12 protein-coding genes are annotated in these 16,720 nt (G+C 63.4%); 4 read left to right on the top strand and 8 right to left on the bottom strand.

The genetic code is table 11. The features are described from left to right. Nucleotides 1–208, top strand: a 208-nt coding sequence (locus FZZ93_RS06325; protein WP_187774476.1) for a 4Fe-4S dicluster domain-containing protein, incomplete at its 5' end; no start/stop codon positions are given. Between the two features lie 60 nt (nt 209–268). Here the strand turns inward: FZZ93_RS06325 and FZZ93_RS06320 are convergent. Beyond that, nucleotides 269–619 carry a glutaredoxin family protein gene (locus FZZ93_RS06320; RefSeq protein WP_149321480.1) on the bottom strand — a complete coding sequence of 117 codons (351 nt, stop codon included), beginning with the start codon at nt 617–619 and terminating at the stop codon, nt 269–271. 23 nt (nt 620–642) lie between these two features. Then, nucleotides 643–2,844 carry a bifunctional 23S rRNA (guanine(2069)-N(7))-methyltransferase RlmK/23S rRNA (guanine(2445)-N(2))-methyltransferase RlmL gene (gene rlmKL / locus FZZ93_RS06315; RefSeq protein WP_149321479.1) on the bottom strand — a complete coding sequence of 734 codons (2,202 nt, stop codon included), beginning with the start codon at nt 2,842–2,844 and terminating at the stop codon, nt 643–645. Nucleotides 2,845–3,106: 262 nt separating this feature from the next. Between rlmKL and rmf the strand changes: the two genes are divergently transcribed. Further along, nucleotides 3,107–3,313 carry a ribosome modulation factor gene (gene rmf, locus FZZ93_RS06310; RefSeq protein WP_149321478.1) on the top strand — a complete coding sequence of 69 codons (207 nt, stop codon included), beginning with the start codon at nt 3,107–3,109 and terminating at the stop codon, nt 3,311–3,313. 67 nt (nt 3,314–3,380) lie between these two features. Here the strand turns inward: rmf and FZZ93_RS06305 are convergent, their stop codons facing one another. Beyond that, complete coding sequence (locus FZZ93_RS06305) at nt 3,381–4,418, bottom strand: quinone-dependent dihydroorotate dehydrogenase (RefSeq protein WP_149321477.1); 1,038 nt, start codon at nt 4,416–4,418, stop codon at nt 3,381–3,383. Between the two features lie 183 nt (nt 4,419–4,601). Between FZZ93_RS06305 and mgtE the strand changes: the two genes are divergently transcribed. Then, nucleotides 4,602–5,954: a magnesium transporter gene (gene mgtE, locus FZZ93_RS06300; RefSeq protein WP_149321476.1), complete on the top strand. Its 1,353-nt coding sequence runs from the start codon at nt 4,602–4,604 to the stop codon at nt 5,952–5,954. A 113-nt stretch (nt 5,955–6,067) separates the two neighbouring features. Here mgtE and FZZ93_RS06295 read toward each other — a convergent pair whose 3' ends face one another. The 4 genes from FZZ93_RS06295 to FZZ93_RS06280 form a co-directional block, all read right to left on the bottom strand. After that, the gene (locus FZZ93_RS06295; RefSeq protein ID WP_149321475.1) at nt 6,068–10,909 is read right to left on the bottom strand and encodes an NAD-glutamate dehydrogenase; all 4,842 of its coding nucleotides are present in this window, start codon (nt 10,907–10,909) and stop codon (nt 6,068–6,070) included. A 179-nt stretch (nt 10,910–11,088) separates the two neighbouring features. Continuing rightward, nucleotides 11,089–12,195 carry a tRNA (uridine(54)-C5)-methyltransferase TrmA gene (trmA, locus tag FZZ93_RS06290; protein WP_149321474.1) on the bottom strand — a complete coding sequence of 369 codons (1,107 nt, stop codon included), beginning with the start codon at nt 12,193–12,195 and terminating at the stop codon, nt 11,089–11,091. A gap of 76 nt (nt 12,196–12,271) precedes the next feature. Continuing rightward, nucleotides 12,272–13,048: a glutamate racemase gene (gene murI, locus FZZ93_RS06285; RefSeq protein WP_149321473.1), complete on the bottom strand. Its 777-nt coding sequence runs from the start codon at nt 13,046–13,048 to the stop codon at nt 12,272–12,274. Between the two features lie 151 nt (nt 13,049–13,199). Beyond that, nucleotides 13,200–13,745 (bottom strand): hemerythrin domain-containing protein, encoded by a 546-nt coding sequence (locus FZZ93_RS06280; RefSeq protein ID WP_149321488.1) that lies wholly within the window; start codon nt 13,743–13,745, stop codon nt 13,200–13,202. A 179-nt stretch (nt 13,746–13,924) separates the two neighbouring features. Between FZZ93_RS06280 and FZZ93_RS06275 the strand changes: the two genes are divergently transcribed. After that, nucleotides 13,925–15,265, top strand: coding sequence for a replication-associated recombination protein A (locus FZZ93_RS06275; RefSeq protein WP_149321472.1), 1,341 nt, complete (start codon nt 13,925–13,927; stop codon nt 15,263–15,265). 1 nt (nt 15,266) lies between these two features. Here FZZ93_RS06275 and FZZ93_RS06270 read toward each other — a convergent pair whose 3' ends face one another. Then, nucleotides 15,267–16,649, bottom strand: a complete 1,383-nt coding sequence (locus FZZ93_RS06270) for an aminotransferase-like domain-containing protein (protein WP_149321471.1) — start codon at nt 16,647–16,649, stop codon at nt 15,267–15,269. Nucleotides 16,650–16,720: the final 71 nt, after the last annotated feature.

Raw genomic sequence — 16,720 nt, 5'->3', positions numbered from 1 at the left:
CAACCTGCCCGAATACGCCGAGCCGGCAAGCCGCTACTGCCCGGCGGGTGTCTACGAGGTGGTCGAAGGCGACGACGGCAAGCCGCAGTTCCAGATCAACTTCCAGAACTGTGTGCACTGCAAGACCTGCGATATCAAGGACCCGGCCCAGAACATCACCTGGGTGGCACCGGAGGGCGGCGGCGGCCCCAACTATCCGAACATGTAACGCCCCTCAGGCGCGTGAACGCATGCGAAAGGGCCCCGCTCGATGCAGGGCCCTTTCATGTCATGGGCCGCCTCCGAGATAGCGGCGCCCCTGGCGCATGATCGCACCACGCCGTCGTTCTTCCCCGCCGTCCGGTGGCTGCGTGATCTCGCGCCATGCCGCCGCATTCAGCCAATCCCTGTCGGCCAGCCAGGCGGCAAGGCGCGCGGGCTCGTGACCGCCGTCCAGTTCGCAACCCGCCGCATCCACCAGCACAGGGAGCCGCGTTGCGTAAGTCGCCACCAAGGCCTCATCGTCGGCGACTTCCATCCGCTCCAGCCGCACAGGTTCACTGGCCAGACGACCCAGCCAGGCTTCCAGCGCCTCGCAGAGATGGCAGCCACTCGTGGTATATAGGGTCAGCTGGATCATCTTTCCTTCTTTACGCTCCGTCCTTACGCCTCTTCCCCGTCACGATGTCGGATCAGGAAGCAGTGGTGCAGGTCCGGGCGTCGCTGGAAGTCAGGATCGAAGGTCTTCGCCGAGATATCTTCCACGACGAACGCCTCGGCCAGGTCGGCATCCAGCTTGAAGCGCCGCTGGTTGTTGGAGAACACCAGGGTGCCGCCGGGCGCCAGTCTCGCCATGGCCAGTCGCACCAACCGACCGTGATCGCGCTGCACATCGAGGGTATCGGTCATCTTCTTGGAATTGGAGAAGGTCGGCGGATCGAGAAAGATTACGTCGAACTCACTGCCGGCAGTCTCCAGCCAGTGGAAGCAGTCGTCGCGTACCACGCGATGCCGCGAGGGATCCAGCCGATTCAGGCGGAAGTTCTCCCGCGCCCAGTCGAGGTAGGTGTTGGACAGATCGACACTGACGCTGTCGCTGGCACCCCGCCCTTCGTCCTTGCCAAGCGCGGCCTGGACGGTAGCGGCGGCCGTGTAGCAGAACAGATTGAGAAAGCGCTTGCCCTCGGCCAGCTCGGCCAGCAGGCGACGCACGGGACGATGGTCGAGGAAGAGTCCCGTATCCAGATAATCGCGCAGGTTGATCCATAGCCGCGCCCTGCCCTCCTGGACCTCGAAACGCTCGCCGCTGGTGTCCTGCCTCTGGTACTGAGCTCGCCCGCTCTGGCGTTGGCGTTGCTTGATCACCACCTGGGAAGGCCCCACGCCGAGTACCTCGGGTATCACACCGAGCGCCTCGTGCAGCCGCTTTTGCGCCTGACCAGGGTCCACGGATCGAGGCGGCGCATATTCCTGGACATGCACGCGATCCCCGTAGACATCGATGGCTAACGCGTATTCGGGCATATCGGCGTCATAGAGCCGGTAGCAGCTTTCGCCGGAACGCTTCAGCCACTTGTTCAGTCGTTTGCGATTCTTCAGCAGGCGATTGGCGAACATCTGGGCGCCTTCGCTGCGAGACGGCTTGCTCGGCGGCGTCTCTCCCGCCTCGTCCGTCTCGGCCGGGATGTTCATCAGCAACAGGCGAGCGTCCAGAGGACCGTTCTTCAGCGAATATTGCTTGTGGGCACGCAACCCTGTGCGATGGCCGAGATCGGGATTGGCGGTGAACAGCGCCAAGCGCCAGCCAGGGAAGGCCGCACGGGCCCGCTCACCCAGTTGAGCGTACAACTCGACGAGCTCCGGCAACTCGCCCAGTCGTTCGCCATAAGGGGGGTTGGTGATGATCAGGCCTGGAGTCGTTGCGCCCAGCCCTCCGGGACGCTCGAGTTCGCCTAGCGCGCCTCCGGTCAGTTCGATCAAGGCCGGAATCCCCGCCCGCATGGCGTTGGACTTGGCCGCCGCCAGTGCCGGCGGACTGTGGTCGATGCCAAACAACCGGTTGCGGCAGCGCTTGCGACCGATGCTCGCCCGGGCTTCGGCCTCGCGCTTGAGCTCGCGCCAGGACGCCTCGTCATGACCGACCCAGCCATGAAAGCCGAAACGCTCGCGCTGCAGGTTGGGCGCCATATCGGCGGCCATCATCGCGGCCTCGATCAACAGGGTACCGGCACCGCACAAGGGGTCGACGAGCGGCGCCCCCTCTCGGGCCATCTCCGGCCAGCCGGCACGAATCAGCAGGGCCGCGGCCAGGTTCTCCTTGAGCGGCGCATGCCCCGTGCCGTGTCGATAGCCGCGCCGATGCAGGCTCTCGCCCGACAGGTCAATCCCCAGCGTCAGACGACCGCGATGCAGGTTCGCGTAAAGACGCAAGTCGGGCGCCTGAGGGTCAACCCGGGGACGCGCCAGGCCGTCGGCCTGCAGCCGCTCGACCACGCCATCCTTGACGGTCTGGGCCCCGAAGCGCGTGTGGCGAATGTCATCACTGCGCCCATGGAAGTCCACCGCCAGGGTCGAGCCAGCGGCCAGATGAGCCTGCCAGTCGACGCCTGCGCTGGCCTCGCGCAGCCGTTCCGGGGTCTCTACACCGTCCTCCTGGATCAGGCAGCGCACCACGCGATTGGCCAGACGCGACCACAAGCAAGCGCGATAGGCCGTGGCCAGCTCGGCCTGAAAGTATACACCGGCCACCGTTGTCTTGGTTGGTTCGGCACCGAGTGTGGCCAGTTCGTCGGACAGCAACACTTCGAGCCCCTTGGGGCAGGTAGCCAGGTACGCCCCGGGGGCAGCGGATTGTCTATCAGTCATGGGATATCCATTGACGTGGCCGGGTATCCAGCCGTTCATGACAGGCGTATGCGAGCCTTGTTACAAATCATCGGTCGACAGACACGACCAGTTTGGGCTATGTATTAACCAGTAGCTACTCGATTGTAAACGCATGCGTTCCTGTCCATGGGTCCCGCCCCCTCTCGACCTCGGTCGAGAGGGGGCGCCAAGACCCGTTTTCACGGGACCGGTGCCGTACGCACCGAATTCCATATCGGCACCTTCACCAAGAGGTAGTCCAATGAAACGACAGAAACGTGATCGCTTCCAGCGTGCCTATGTACATGGGTACAAGGCAGGTCTTTCAGGTCATTCCCGTGACGACTGTCCAAGTCAAGACATCAACCTACGCGAGTACTGGATGAGCGGTTGGCGTGAAGGTCGTGGGGATCAGTGGTCCGGCATGACGGGAGTTTCCGGCATCCACAAGAACCCCATGGTGGTCTGATTCCCGACCACCGTTTCGTCAGACAAGATGACGACCCGTCGAGCCCATGGCAATGCCGTGGGCTTTTTTATACGCCCTGGTCATCCCGCATGTGCCGCGCCTGCAACGCCCGCACGCATTCGCCCACCAGGGCCGGCCCACGATAGATGAATCCGGAATAGAGCTGTACCAGATCGGCGCCCGCCTCTTGTTTTTCCAGGGCCGCCGCGCCGCTGTCGATACCGCCCACGCCGATGATCGGCAGCTCCGGCAACCGGCGACGCAACGCACTAATCACCACATTGGAAGGCTCGAACACTGGACGACCGGAAAGTCCACCCTGCTCCTCGGCTCCCGGCAGCCCTGCCACCGCGTCCCGCGACACCGTGGTATTGGTGGCGATCGCGGCATCGATACCATTGGCCTCCAGGCTCTGCGCCACCAGGGCAACTTCCGCTTCGCTCATGTCCGGGGCGATCTTCACCGCCAGGGGAACCCGTCGGCCCGAGACACGATCGAGCTCGAGGCTCTCCGCGCGCAGGGTACCCAGCAACTGATCGAGGTGCTCGCCAAACTGCAGATTGCGCAGGCCCGGGGTATTCGGTGAGGAAATGTTCACCGCAACGTAATCGGCATGGCCGTGCACCTTGCGCAGGCAATACAGGTAATCGTCTACTGCCCGCTCCACCGGCGTCGTCAGATTCTTGCCGATATTGATGCCAATGACGCCAGTGTAACGCGAGCGCCGTACCCGCTCGACCAAATGGTCCACGCCGGCATTATTGAAGCCCATGCGATTGATGATCGCCTCGGCTTCGGGCAAGCGGAACAGCCGAGGCTTCGGATTACCGTCCTGGGGTTTCGGGGTAACCGTGCCCACTTCGACGAAGCCGAAGCCCAGCGCTCCCAGAGCATCGAGATGATCTGCGTTCTTGTCGAGTCCCGCCGCCAGCCCGACCCGATTGGGAAAGCGCAGTCCCATCAGCGTCACGGGGTCGTCCACGCCGCCCTTGCCGAGATGAGCCGCCAGTCCGACACGCTGTGCCATGTCCAGCGTCGAAAGCGCCACACCATGGGCCATCTCGGCATCGAGACGAAACAGCAGCGAACGAACAAGCGAATACATGGCAACTCCTGGCAAGGCGACGGACAAAACGGGCGCGAGTATAGCGTAGCCGTCCCCAAACAACGAAACGCACGGCCACCTTCTCCCATGCTCATCTGCCATGCGACATGGCTTTTATGGTCTACTTGGAACACGGCGGGTCTGACCCGCCGGCCGTGATGACGCGCCGCCAGGGAGAAGGACATGACCGATACGACCGAAACATTGGAACACCGCCTGTCGCGCATTCATCTGGCACTCGAGCAGGAACGCCTGGAATGGGTCGACGACGTCATCGCCGACCTCGAGCCCGCCGAGGTCGCCCTGTTGCTGGAGTCCCTCCCGCCCAATGAGCGGTTCCGGCTATGGGAGCGCGTTCCCCAGGAAATCGACGGGGAGGTCCTGCTGCACGTCCACGACGAGGTCCGTGCCACCCTGCTCGAGGACATGGACCACGCCGAGATCGTCGCCGCCACGTCGGGGTTGGACACCACCGACCTGGCCGAACTTTTCGAGGACCTGCCGCGCCAAGTCGCCGAGGACATGCTGCGCTCCATGGACGAGCTGCAGCGGGTGCGACTACAGGAGACGCTGGCCTTCGAGGAGGATAGCGCCGGTCGCTTGATGCGTACCGATACCATCGCCGTGCGCGCAGATGTCAGCCTGGAGACGGTACAGCGTTTCCTGCGCTGGAAGGAGGTGGTGCCTGACAACACCGACGCCCTGATGGTGGTCGACCGCGATGGCCGCTTCGTGGGTACGCTGTCGCTTGCCCGCCTGGTGGCCAACGACCCGGACATGGCCGTGGCCAACCTGATGGACAGCGAGGTGGACAGCATCCAGGTGACCATGAAGTCCCGCGACGTCGCCACGCTATTCCAGACCCACGATCTGGTCTCGGCGCCGGTGGTGGATAACCGTGGCATGCTCCTCGGCCGCGTCGTCATCGACGATATCGTCGACGTGATCCGCGAGGACTCCGAACAGGCACTGATGAACATGGCCGGCCTCGACGAAGAGGAAGATCTCTTCGCTCCGGTGCTGCCCAGCGCCAAGCGCCGCGCCATCTGGCTCGGCATCAACCTGCTGACGGCCTTCCTGGCCTCATGGGTCATCGGCCTGTTCGAGAATGCTCTGGAGAAGATCGTGGCCCTGGCAGTCTTGATGCCCATCGTCGCCAGTATGGGCGGCATCGCCGGAAGCCAGACGTTGACCCTGGCCATACGCGGCTTGGCGCTCGGCCAGATCAGCCGCACCAACAGCCAATGGCTATTGCGTAAGGAAGTCGGTATCGCCGCCTTGAACGGCCTGGTCTGGGCTCTGGTCGTGGCCACACTCGCGGTGCTGTGGTTCGACAGCCTGGCCATCGGCGGCATCATCGCCACGGCACTGGTCATCAACATGCTGGCCGCCGGCGTGGCAGGCATCGTCATCCCGTTGCTACTCCGCCGCCTCGGCATCGACCCTGCCTTATCCGGCTCGGTGGTGCTGACCACGGTCACCGACGTGGTCGGCTTCATGTCCTTTCTGGGCCTGGCCACGGTATTTCTGTTGTAGAACGCAAGCGATCAGGAATTCACATCCACGAAACGCGAGAAGGGCGCCGAAACGGCGCCCTTCTTTGCGTGTTTCCAGGCTTCATGCCGGCGCCTCCAGCAAGGCGTCCGCGTTCAGCCCTCGCTGTTGCTCTCAGCCAAGTCCACCAGTTCACGCACCGCTACGGCAAACAGCGGGAAGCCACCCTGGCTGCCGCTCCCCACTTCCTCGAGCAGGTGGCGCCAGCGCTGATGCATGCCCTCATGCTGGCTCAGCCAGCGGTCGACACGCTCGGCGCTGTCGCGCGGGCCACCGTCCATGCCCAGCACGCTGGCAGTCAATGCCAGTTGCTGGCGATCGATATCATCACGGAAGGTATCTCGCGCCTTGGCCTGCCAGCCATCGCGGACCTCGAGCCGAGTGACCTGCTGGATGATCCAGGGCAGCTCTAGGCGGGCGCCGACCTCGTAGAAGATCTCGGCGACCCGCTGGGGCTTCTCGTCGGTCTGGCGCGCGGTCTGGATGATGCCGAGCGCGGCATAGAGGCTGCCCGCCGCCGCCACGGTGGATGCCAGAGCCTCCGGCACACCCGCCTTCACCAGCTCCTGGCGACGGGCCGACCATTGCTCTTGTTCCTCGCCACGCAACCGCTTGCCGATGTTCTCCTGCAACTGCGCCAGGCGCGGTGCGAAGTAGTCGATGGTATCCCGGGTGCTCATGCCGGTGCGCTGGCGCAGGAACCAGCGCGTGGAGCGGCGCAGCATGCGCATCAGATCGAGCATCATCGAATACTGCACCTGGCTCGGCACCTTGTTGTCCAGGGCCTCGATCTGCTCCCACAGGCGCGGTAGCTGGAAGCTGTCGCGGGCGATGACGTAGGCGCGGGCGATATCGGCGCGATCGGCACCGGTAGAGTCCATCAGGCGCCGCACGAAGACCACGCCCATGTAATCGACCAGATCGTTGGCCACCTGGGTGGCGACGATCTCGCGCTTCAGTCGGTGCTCGTACATCTCGTCGCGATAACGCTCGGTCAGCATCGACGGAAAGACGCGCTCCACGAAACGTATGATGGTCGGGTCATCGGGAACGTCCGAGGCAATCAGATCCCCCTTGAGCACGCTCTTGGCGTAGGAGATCAGCACCGACAGTTCCGGCAGGGTCATGCCCTGATTGTTCTGGGTACGCTCGAGCAGTTCCTCGTCGGAAGGCAGGAACTCGAGTTCACGATCAATCTGGCCGGCTGCCTCCAGTTCGCTGATGAAGCGACGATAGGGACCGATGCCCTGGCGCGACAACAGCTCGGCGAGATCCAGCGCCTGGGTCTGACGATAGTTGTCCAGCAGCACCAGTTCGCTGACTTCGTCGGTCATGTCGGCGAGCAACTGATTGCGCTGTTTCTCGGTCATATCGCCCCGTGACACCACCTCGTCGATGAGGATCTTGATGTTGACCTCATGGTCGGAGCAGTTCACGCCGCCGGCGTTGTCGATGAAGTCGGTATTGACCCGAATGCCCCGAGCGGCGGCTTCCATGCGCCCACGCTGGGTCAGGCCGAGGTTGCCGCCCTCGCCGACCACTCGGCAGTTGAGCTCGCTACCATCGATGCGCAGGGCGTCGTTGGCCTTGTCGCCAACTTCGGCGTCGGTTTCCTCGCTGCTCTTGACGTAGGTACCGATCCCGCCGTTCCAGATCAGGTCGACCTTGGACACCAGCATGGCGCGGATCAGCTCGTTGGGTGACAGCTTGTCCTCACGGATGCCGAAGACCTTCTTCATCTGCGGCGTGATGGCGATCGATTTGGCACTACGGGAAAAGATGCCGCCGCCCTCGGAGATCACCTCGGTGTTGTAGTCTTCCCAACTCGAACGCGGCATGTCGAACAGGCGCTGACGTTCGGCGAAGCTCACCGCCACGTCCGGTGTCGGATCGACGAAGATGTGCAGATGGTTGAAGGCACCTACCAGGCGGATCTTGTCGGAGAGCAGCATGCCGTTGCCGAAGACGTCGCCGGCCATGTCGCCGATGCCGACCACGCTGAACTCGTCTTCCTGGGTGTTGATGCCCAGGCCACGGAAGTGGCGCTTGACCGACTCCCAGGCACCCTTGGCGGTGATCGCCATCTTCTTGTGGTCATAGCCGTTGGCACCCCCGGAGGCGAAGGCATCACCCAGCCAGTGCCCGTATTCGGTAGAAATCTCGTTGGCGATATCGGAGAAGGTCGCCGTGCCCTTGTCGGCAGCCACCACCAGGTAAGGGTCGTTATCGTCGTGACGCACCACATCACGCGGCGGCACGACCTCGCCACCGGCCAGGTTGTCGGTGACATCCAGCAGCGCGCGAATGAACGTCTGGTAACAGGCGATGCCTTCCTTCTGTGTCGTCTCGCGATCTGCGCCCTCGGGCATGCGCTTGCAGACGAAGCCGCCCTTGGCGCCCATCGGCACGATCACCGCATTCTTGACCTGCTGGGCCTTGACCAACCCGAGCACTTCGGTGCGGAAATCCTCGTGACGATCGGACCAGCGAAGTCCGCCTCGTGCGACCTTGCCGCCACGCAGGTGCACGCCCTCGACGCGCGGCGAGCAGACGAATATCTCGTAGGCCGGACGCGGCTTGGGCATGCCGGAAACCCGAGAGGGTTCCAGTTTGATGGCGAGGTAGTCCTTGTAGCGCCCCTCCTCGGTACGCTGGTAGTAGTTGGTGCGCAGGGTCGCCTTGATCAGTTCCATGTAGCGGCGCAGCAACTGGTCGTCATTGAGGCTTGGCACCTCGTCGAGCAACGCCAGGATGCGCGCTTCGCATTCCTCGATATCTCCCTCGCCAGGGCGCTCGGCCGGATCGAAGCGCAGTTCGAACAACGAGACCAGTTCGCGGGTGATCTCGGGGTGGCTGCCCAGGGTGGTGGCGATGTAGTCCTGAGACATGCCGAAACGAATCTGCTTCAGGTAGCGCGCGTAGGCACGCAGCATCGCCACCTCGCGCCAGTCAAGATTGGCGCCGATGATCAACCGGTTGAAGGCGTCGTTGTCGGCCTCCCCCGCCCAGATCCGCTGGAAGGCTTCGATGAAGGGGCCGCGCATCTCCTGGAGATTCATTTCCACACTGGTGTGGTGCTCCAGGTTGAAGTCGTGAATCCAGTAGGATTCGTCGCTGGCCTGTACCTCGTAGGGCCGCTCGCCGATAACCCGCAGTCCCAGGTTCTCCATCATCGGCAGGACATCGGAGAGCGGGATTGGTACGCCTCGGTGGAACAGCTTGAGATTGACGCCGCTGCCCTCTTCCTCGATCAAGCGATACAGCGACAGCGCCAGCGGCGCGCCCTCGTCGAGTTCGCCGATATGCTGCAGGTCGTAGACCGCGGTACGAGCGTTAAAGTCCTCGCGGTAACTGGCCGGAAAGGCATTGCGAAAGCGGCTCATTAACAGGTTGGCGTTTTCTTCACCGAACCCTTCGATGGAGGCGTTGAGCAGGTCGTCGCGCCAGTTGCGGGCCAGCTTGACCAGCTTCTCCTCCAGTCGCTTGATGTCGTATTCAGCCGGCCGCTCACCATTGAAGCGCAGAATGAACTGGATACGCGCCAGCACCGACTCGGAGAGATAGGTGTTGAAATCGCCGAAGGTAGCGTCGAGCTCCTCGCAGAGCAGCTCCTGCAGGCGCACCCTCAGCTCGGTGGAAAAGACATCGCGCGGTACGAACACCAGACAGGAATAGAATTTGCCGAAGGTATCCTCGCGAATGAACAAGCGCACGCGACGGCGCTCGCGGATGTCGAGGATTCCCAGCGCCGTCTGCGCCAGTTCCTCGACATCGATCTGGAAGAGGTCATCGCGCGGATAGACCTCGAGGATCTGCAGCAACTGCTTGCCGTTGTGGCCCTTGGGACTGAAACCTGCGATATCCATCACCGCCTGCAGCTTACGACGCAGGATCGGTACGTTGCGCGGCGATTCATTGTAGACCGTGGCGGTGAACATGCCAAGGAAGCGACGCTCGCCGATCACCCGCCCCTGATCGTCATAGCGATCGATGGAAATGTAGTCGGGATAGGTGGGGCGGTGGATCCTGGCGTGATGGGCACTCTTGGCGAACGACATCAGTTGCGGCATCGGCACGTAGTGATCGTCCTCGACGCCGAGGTCGGTGCGGATACGCTCGCGATAGCGCGGCTGATCCAGGCGGAAGACCCCGAGCTCGCTGTTCTCGACCTTGTCGAGGTGCTGACGGCCCTGTTCCTCGCGCACCTGGTACTCGTCATAGCCCAGGAACGTGAAATTGTCATGGAGCAGCCACTGCAGGAACTCAATGGCCTCACGGTGATCCGCCGGATCGACCTGCGCCGGCCGCATGGCCTCGAGTTCTTCAATGGCCGCCCGGGCCCGCTCACGCATGGGGTCGAAGTCGTTCACCGCGGTCCGCACCTCGCGCAAGACCTCCAGCAGGCTGGCTTCGATTTCCTCGAGTTCGGCCGGGTTGGAATGTCGATCCACCTCGATGGCGATCAGCGACTCGCGGGACTCCGGCGCATCGGCGTCTTCCGGTGATGCGACGCGCTCCAGACGGTGCTCGTCGTCGCGGCCCACCGCCATCACGGCGTTATGAATGGCATGAACGGTCATGCCCCGGCGATTGAGCTCCACGCGTACCGAATCGACGAGAAACGGCATGTCCTCGTGGAGCACGGCAATGAAGGTATGGGTAGACTGCCAGCCGTGCTCCTCGAAGTCCGGGTTGAGGACCCGAACCTTGGGAGTGCTGGGGTCGAATTGCTGGATGAAGTGCCACACCGACAGGGTCGCGCCGTAGAGATCGTCCAGACGTCGGTCGGCCAGGTCCTCCAGAGGTACGGCGGCATAGAAGAGGTGAGCGAAGGTGTCGACCTCGACGGCCTTGTCCTTGTCCAGACGGCTTTGCAGCCGTTCCTTGAGCTGCTTGAGAAGATCCAGACGGGTCTCCTCCTGTGCGACGTGTAGCATCAATCACCTCGACTGCCGAATGTACATATAAGGTTGCGGGAGCTTTCACTCACTCTCCTGCCCCGGGAGGTTACGCCAATCGACGCCTCATCCCCAGCAACATGCCCCTTTGCTCATGGTGCATGTCAGTTGCGCATTGGGCCTTGACATCGCCGGCGCATGCCATACGAAGGTCGCAATCAGGCTCGTCGCTCCAGCAACACCCCGCATTCGCAATGATGGGTCCAGGGAAACTGATCGAAAAGCGCAAAGCGCGTCACATCGTGTGTCTGTGTCAACGTTTCCAGGTTGTGCGCCAACGTATCCGGATTGCATGAAATATAGACGATACGCTCGTACTCGCTCAGTTGGCGACAGCTTGGCTCGTCCAATCCGGCTCGGGGCGGGTCCACCAGCACCGTGGAAAAGTCGTACTCGTCGAGCGCCCAGGCCTCGACACGCCGGCCGCCCTTTTCGCCCTTGAGCGCCTGGGTGAATTCCTCGGCGGACATGCGTCCCACCGTCACGTTGTCGATGCCATTGGCTTCAAGATTCTCCCGTGCACTGGCCACTGAGGTACGCGATATCTCGGTGGCCAGAACACGCCGGAAGTTATCGGCCAGGGCCACCGTGAAGTTGGCATTGCCACAATACAGTTCGACCAGGTCGCGTTGCTGGCTGCCGGCGGTGACGTCTCTTGCCCAGGCGAGCATGGCGCGACAGATCTCGGCATTGGGCTGAGTGAAACTGTTCTCGACCTGCTGGTAATGCAGGCGGCGACCATCGACCTCCAGGCACTCCCAAACATGGTCCTGGGTCAGGACCCGGCGCTGCTTGCGGGCACGCCCAATGATCATGATGTCGAGCGCCCGCTCGAGCTCGCGCGCGGCCTCGTCCCAGGCCTCGTCGAGCTGGCGATGATAGATCAGGGTAACCAGCGCCTCACCGGACAGCGTGGTGAGAAATTCCACCTGAAACAACTTCCGACGCAGCACCGGCCGGTCGCGCATCGCATCGAGCAGTTGCGGCATCAGCTCGTTGATGCGCTGGCCAGCAACCGGGTAGTCGTCCAGGCGCACCACGCGCTTCTTGTCGGGCTCGTCGGGATCGACCTCGAACATGGCATAGAAGAGATCATCGCCCTCGTGCCAGAGGCGGAACTCGCAACGCTGACGGTAGTGACTGGCCGGCGATGGATAGACCTCGAGCGCCGGCGGGGCGAAGGGAGCGAAGGTCTCGACGAGATACGCGCGCTTGGCGTCGAGTTGCTCGTCATAACGGGGAGGATCGACAACGGGAATGGCCACGGCGGCTCCTGATGGTCGGAATGGGATAGCTGTGAACGATAAAAGCGCAACGACAAGGGTGAGGCGTTCAGGCGCGTCAACTCAGCGGCAACAGGCGGGTCTCGGCGAAACCAAATCCGGAAAGCCCCCGGGACAACGCCTCTGAGGGCGCCGTGACCCAGCCTGTCTCACTGCCCCGGCGATGCTGGTGATCGGCCATCACCTGGCCGGCGCGACGGGCGATGGCATCGCCCGAGTCGACCCAGCGCACGGGGCGCGGGGCGAGTTCGATGAGCCAGTCGCGCAGCAGCGGGAAATGAGTGCAGCCCAGCACCATGGTATCCAGGCTGGGCATCTCTGCCATCGGCGACAGCGTCCGGCGCAGGACATCCGAATCGGGGCGCTCGCCCGCCACCCAGCGCTCGGCCTCGGTCACCAGCGGATCGGCGGCAATCCGCGTCACCCGGCAGTCGCCGGCAAACTCGCGAATCAAGCGCGACGTATAGGGCCGCGCCACGGTAGCGCTGGTCGCCAGCAAGCCGATATGGCGGGTCTCGCTCATTCCGGCTGCCGGCTTGATCGCCGGCACGGTCCCCACCACCGGCACCGCCAGCCGCTCGCGCAATGCCTCGAGGGCCAGGGTGCTAGCCGTATTGCAGGCCACCACCAGCCCGGAACAACCACTAGCCGCCACCGCCGCCTCGCAGACCTCGGTGATACGGCCTACCAGCCAGCCATCCTCACGCATGCCATAAGGCAGCATGGCGTTGTCGCAGGCATAGGCCAGCGCCGCCTCGGGGAGTCGTCGGCGCAGCGAGGCCACGACCGACAAGCCTCCAACACCGGAGTCGAACACCAGAATCGGCCCCGCCATCAGCGCACGCTCCAGTCGTCCCCGGTCCTGACCGGACCGGGGAGCGAAAGGGTGGCAAAGGCAAGGGGTCGCGGATGATGATGCATGGCGTCGCGCCTCGTCATGAAGTGCGACGCATTCTACCTTAATGCGAGGCAGACGCAGAAGGCGCTCAGGTCACGGGCTCCGGTGCATCGCGCAGTTCGGCATAGAGCTCCGGATAGGCCGCCTGGAGACGCTCCAGCTCGGCGGAAGCCCCAGCCGGCAGGGCCTTGGCGAGGTTTTCGAGATCGCCATCGTTGAAATGTTCACGAATCAGCGGAAAGAGCTGCTCGCGCTCATCGCGAAGATACGTGCGATGCGCCTCGAGGTATTCCTTGAGATCCTCGGCGAAGCAGTCCATCGGCACCACGGCGTCCATCAGGATCATGTCGAGATCATTGGACAACCGCTTGAGCCGAGCCCTGAGCGCACGATAATCCCTGGACAGGCGCTCGGTAACCTCATCACACTCCGGGGCACGCTCGCGCAGGCGTTCCGAGCAGATTTCCTCCAGTGGCAAGGTAAAACCATCCATGTAATCGAGGATATAATCCACGACTTCGCGCACCAGCTGGAAGTTGGGACGTTCACCACCAGCCAGGGTCTTCTGCTTAAGCTGCAGAACGTGCAACATGCGCGCCATGTTGGCATGATCCTGACGCAGTTGGTTCAGCATGGGCATAGCGAAGGCCTCCTCTGTATCGGTCATGGACGGAAGGCACCCTGAATTTGATGCGCCTTCTCGCCATGAGTTCCCCAAGTCGGGGCAACGAAATTATCAAGCTAGACCCTGAATGCCATCTTTGCCCACTCCCGCCCATCGCGTTTTCAATCGGCAGCCCCAAGGAGCCAGACATGGACTTGTTCCAGCAAGCCTCTTCCGACCAGAATGCGCCCCTGGCCTGGCGCATGAGGCCTCGCCGTCTCGCCGACTATGTAGGGCAACAGGCGCTGGTCGGCCCCGACAAGCCGGTGCGTCGCATGGTCGAGACCGGCGCGGTGCGCTCAATGATCCTGTGGGGACCGCCCGGCACCGGCAAAACCACCCTGGCGGAGATACTGGCCGAAGAATCCGGCGCCCATCTGGAGCGCCTCTCGGCGGTGATGGCGGGCGTCAAGGACATCCGGGAAGCCGTCGACCGCGCCAGAGTCGCCCAGGGCCAGGACAAGGGCACCCTGCTGTTTCTCGACGAGATCCATCGGCTCAACAAGAGCCAGCAAGACGCCCTGCTGCCCCACGTGGAATCCGGCCTGCTGACGCTGATCGGCGCTACCACCGAGAATCCTTCCTTCGAGGTCAACTCGGCCCTGCTATCCCGGGCCAGGGTGCATGTCCTCAAGGCACTCACCGATGACGACGTGGTCGAGGTGTTGCGCCGCGCACTGGCCGACGAGACGCGCGGCCTGGGCGCGCGACGCATCGCCGTGGATGACGAGGTGCTCAATCTGCTGGCCCGTGCCGCGGCCGGCGATGCCCGCCGCGCCCTGGGATTACTGGAGACCGCCTGCGACTTCACCGAGCCCGAGGGCACCGGTGAGCGACTGCCCCGCGAAGCCCTCGAAGACATCATCGGTCACCAGGCCAGTGCCTTCGACAAGCAGGGCGATCACTACTACGACCTGCTGTCGGCGATCCACAAGTCAGTGCGCTCCTCACGCCCGGATGCCGCCCTGCTCTACATCGCGCGCTTCATGCAAGGCGGCGGGGACCCCTTGGACGTGATCCGACGTCTCACCGCCATCGCCTCGGAAGATGTCGGCAATGCCGACCCCCGCGCCCTGCCGCTGGCCATGGCCGCCTGGGATGCCTACCTGCGGCTGGGCGACTACGAAGGCCAGCGTGCCATCGCCCACGCCGCCATCCACCTGTCGGTCGCGCCCAAGAGCAACGCCATCGACCAAGCCTGGAAGCGCGCCAAGCAGTTCGTCACCGCCCAGCCACGCCTGGAGGTGCCCACTTACCTGCGCAATGCGCCGACCCAGTTGATGGAGTCCCTCGGCCACGGCGAGGGCTATCGGTACGCTCACAACGAGCCCAACGGCTACCCTGCAGGCAGCCAACATGACTGCTGGCCGGACGACGTACCCTTCGAGCGCTTCTTCGAACCCAGCGAATATGGTCAGGAAAAGCGTTTCCAACAGATGCAGGCCTGGCGAGCCAGTCTCGATGACGCGGCAGACCGGGGAGAAGGCTGAATCAAAGCGGCGCGCGCAGGAAGGCCGCTGCTTCGGGATCACTGGTGTAGGCCACATTGATCCGCAGCCAGGGCGAATCGTCGGCGTCAGGCAAGAAGACATGGCCCGGCGACAGGCGAATGCCCCGGTGACGCGCCAGAGCTACCAGTTCGCTGGACGACTCGACGTCCGGGTGGCGCACCCACAGGAACATGCCGCCCCGGGGCACGGCATATATTTCCCAACCGCCCTCACGCACCAGTTGCATGGCACGGGCCATCTGCGCGGCAAGCCTGACCCTCAAGCGTTCCATCAGCTTGCGATAGGCGCCGTTGCGCAACAGGGTCGCCACCACCTGCTCGGCGAACGGCGAGGTGGCGATATTGCTCAGCATCTTCACATCCACCAGCGGCTTGAGCATGCCGGGTGGCGCCGCGATGAAGCCGACGCGCAACGAGCATGACAGGCTCTTGGAGAAACTGCCCACGTAGATCACCCGGCGAATGCCATCCAGGGAGGCCAGCCGGGGTGTGGGATCGTGCTGGAAATCGGCATAGATATCGTCCTCGACGATCCGCATGTCATGCCGCTCGGCCAGTTGCAGCACGCGATGGGCCACGGCGGGGCTCAGCGTGGTTCCGGTCGGGTTGTGGAAGACACTATTACAGAAGAACAGCTTCGGCGAATAGCGCTCGAGCAATGCCTCGAGGTGCTCGGGGTCCGGCCCTTCCGCGGTGCGCCTCACCCCAATGATCCTGACACGCTGCAGATGCAACAGGCCAAACAGGTTGTAATACCCCGGCGTCTCGACGAAGACGGTGTCTCCGGGGCGCAGCAGCCAGCGCACGATGATGTCGAGCGCCTGGCTGGCACCGCCGGTCATGAGCAGCTGGTTGGCATCGGCGTCGATGGACAGCCGCCTCAGACGCTCCTGTATCAAGGCGCGCAGCTCCGGCGAACCGAGCGGCGTACTGTAGTCGAAGAGACCACTCGAGGTATGCCGCGTCACCTGGCGCACAGCATGGGCGAAGACCTCTTCCTCCCGCCACTCGCTGGGCAGCCAGCCACATCCCAGCCGTAGGGAGTTCCCGTCGTCCTGAAACTGGTTCCACATCTCGCCCGACACGTCCGCCATACCGCTGCGTGCGCCCTGCTCGTCCGCCTCCATGGGACGTTCGGCGACATAGAACCCCGAGCCCGGCCGGGAGCGAACCCAGCCCAGGGCAACGAGCCGCTCGTAGGCTTCGATGACAATGTTGCGGCTGACATTCAGTTCCGAGGACAGGCGCCGGATCGACGGCAAGCGCACACCGCTGCTTTCATGTCGCTCGATCCATTCCCGGAGCCCCTCGGTCACCTGCTGGACCAGCGGCCTGTCTCCATCCGGCTCGATCTGCAACTGCATACCTTGTCTCCGTCCACCGTTCCGCCAAAATCCTGAACAGTTCCCGCAAAATCGTTCGTGAGTGTATCTTA

This window comes from Halomonas eurihalina, from assembly GCF_008274785.1.
In the GTDB taxonomy this organism is placed as follows: domain Bacteria; phylum Pseudomonadota; class Gammaproteobacteria; order Pseudomonadales; family Halomonadaceae; genus Halomonas; species Halomonas eurihalina.
The sequence above is the reverse complement of the archived record's forward strand: the minus strand, read 5'-3'. Positions and strand labels throughout refer to the sequence as shown.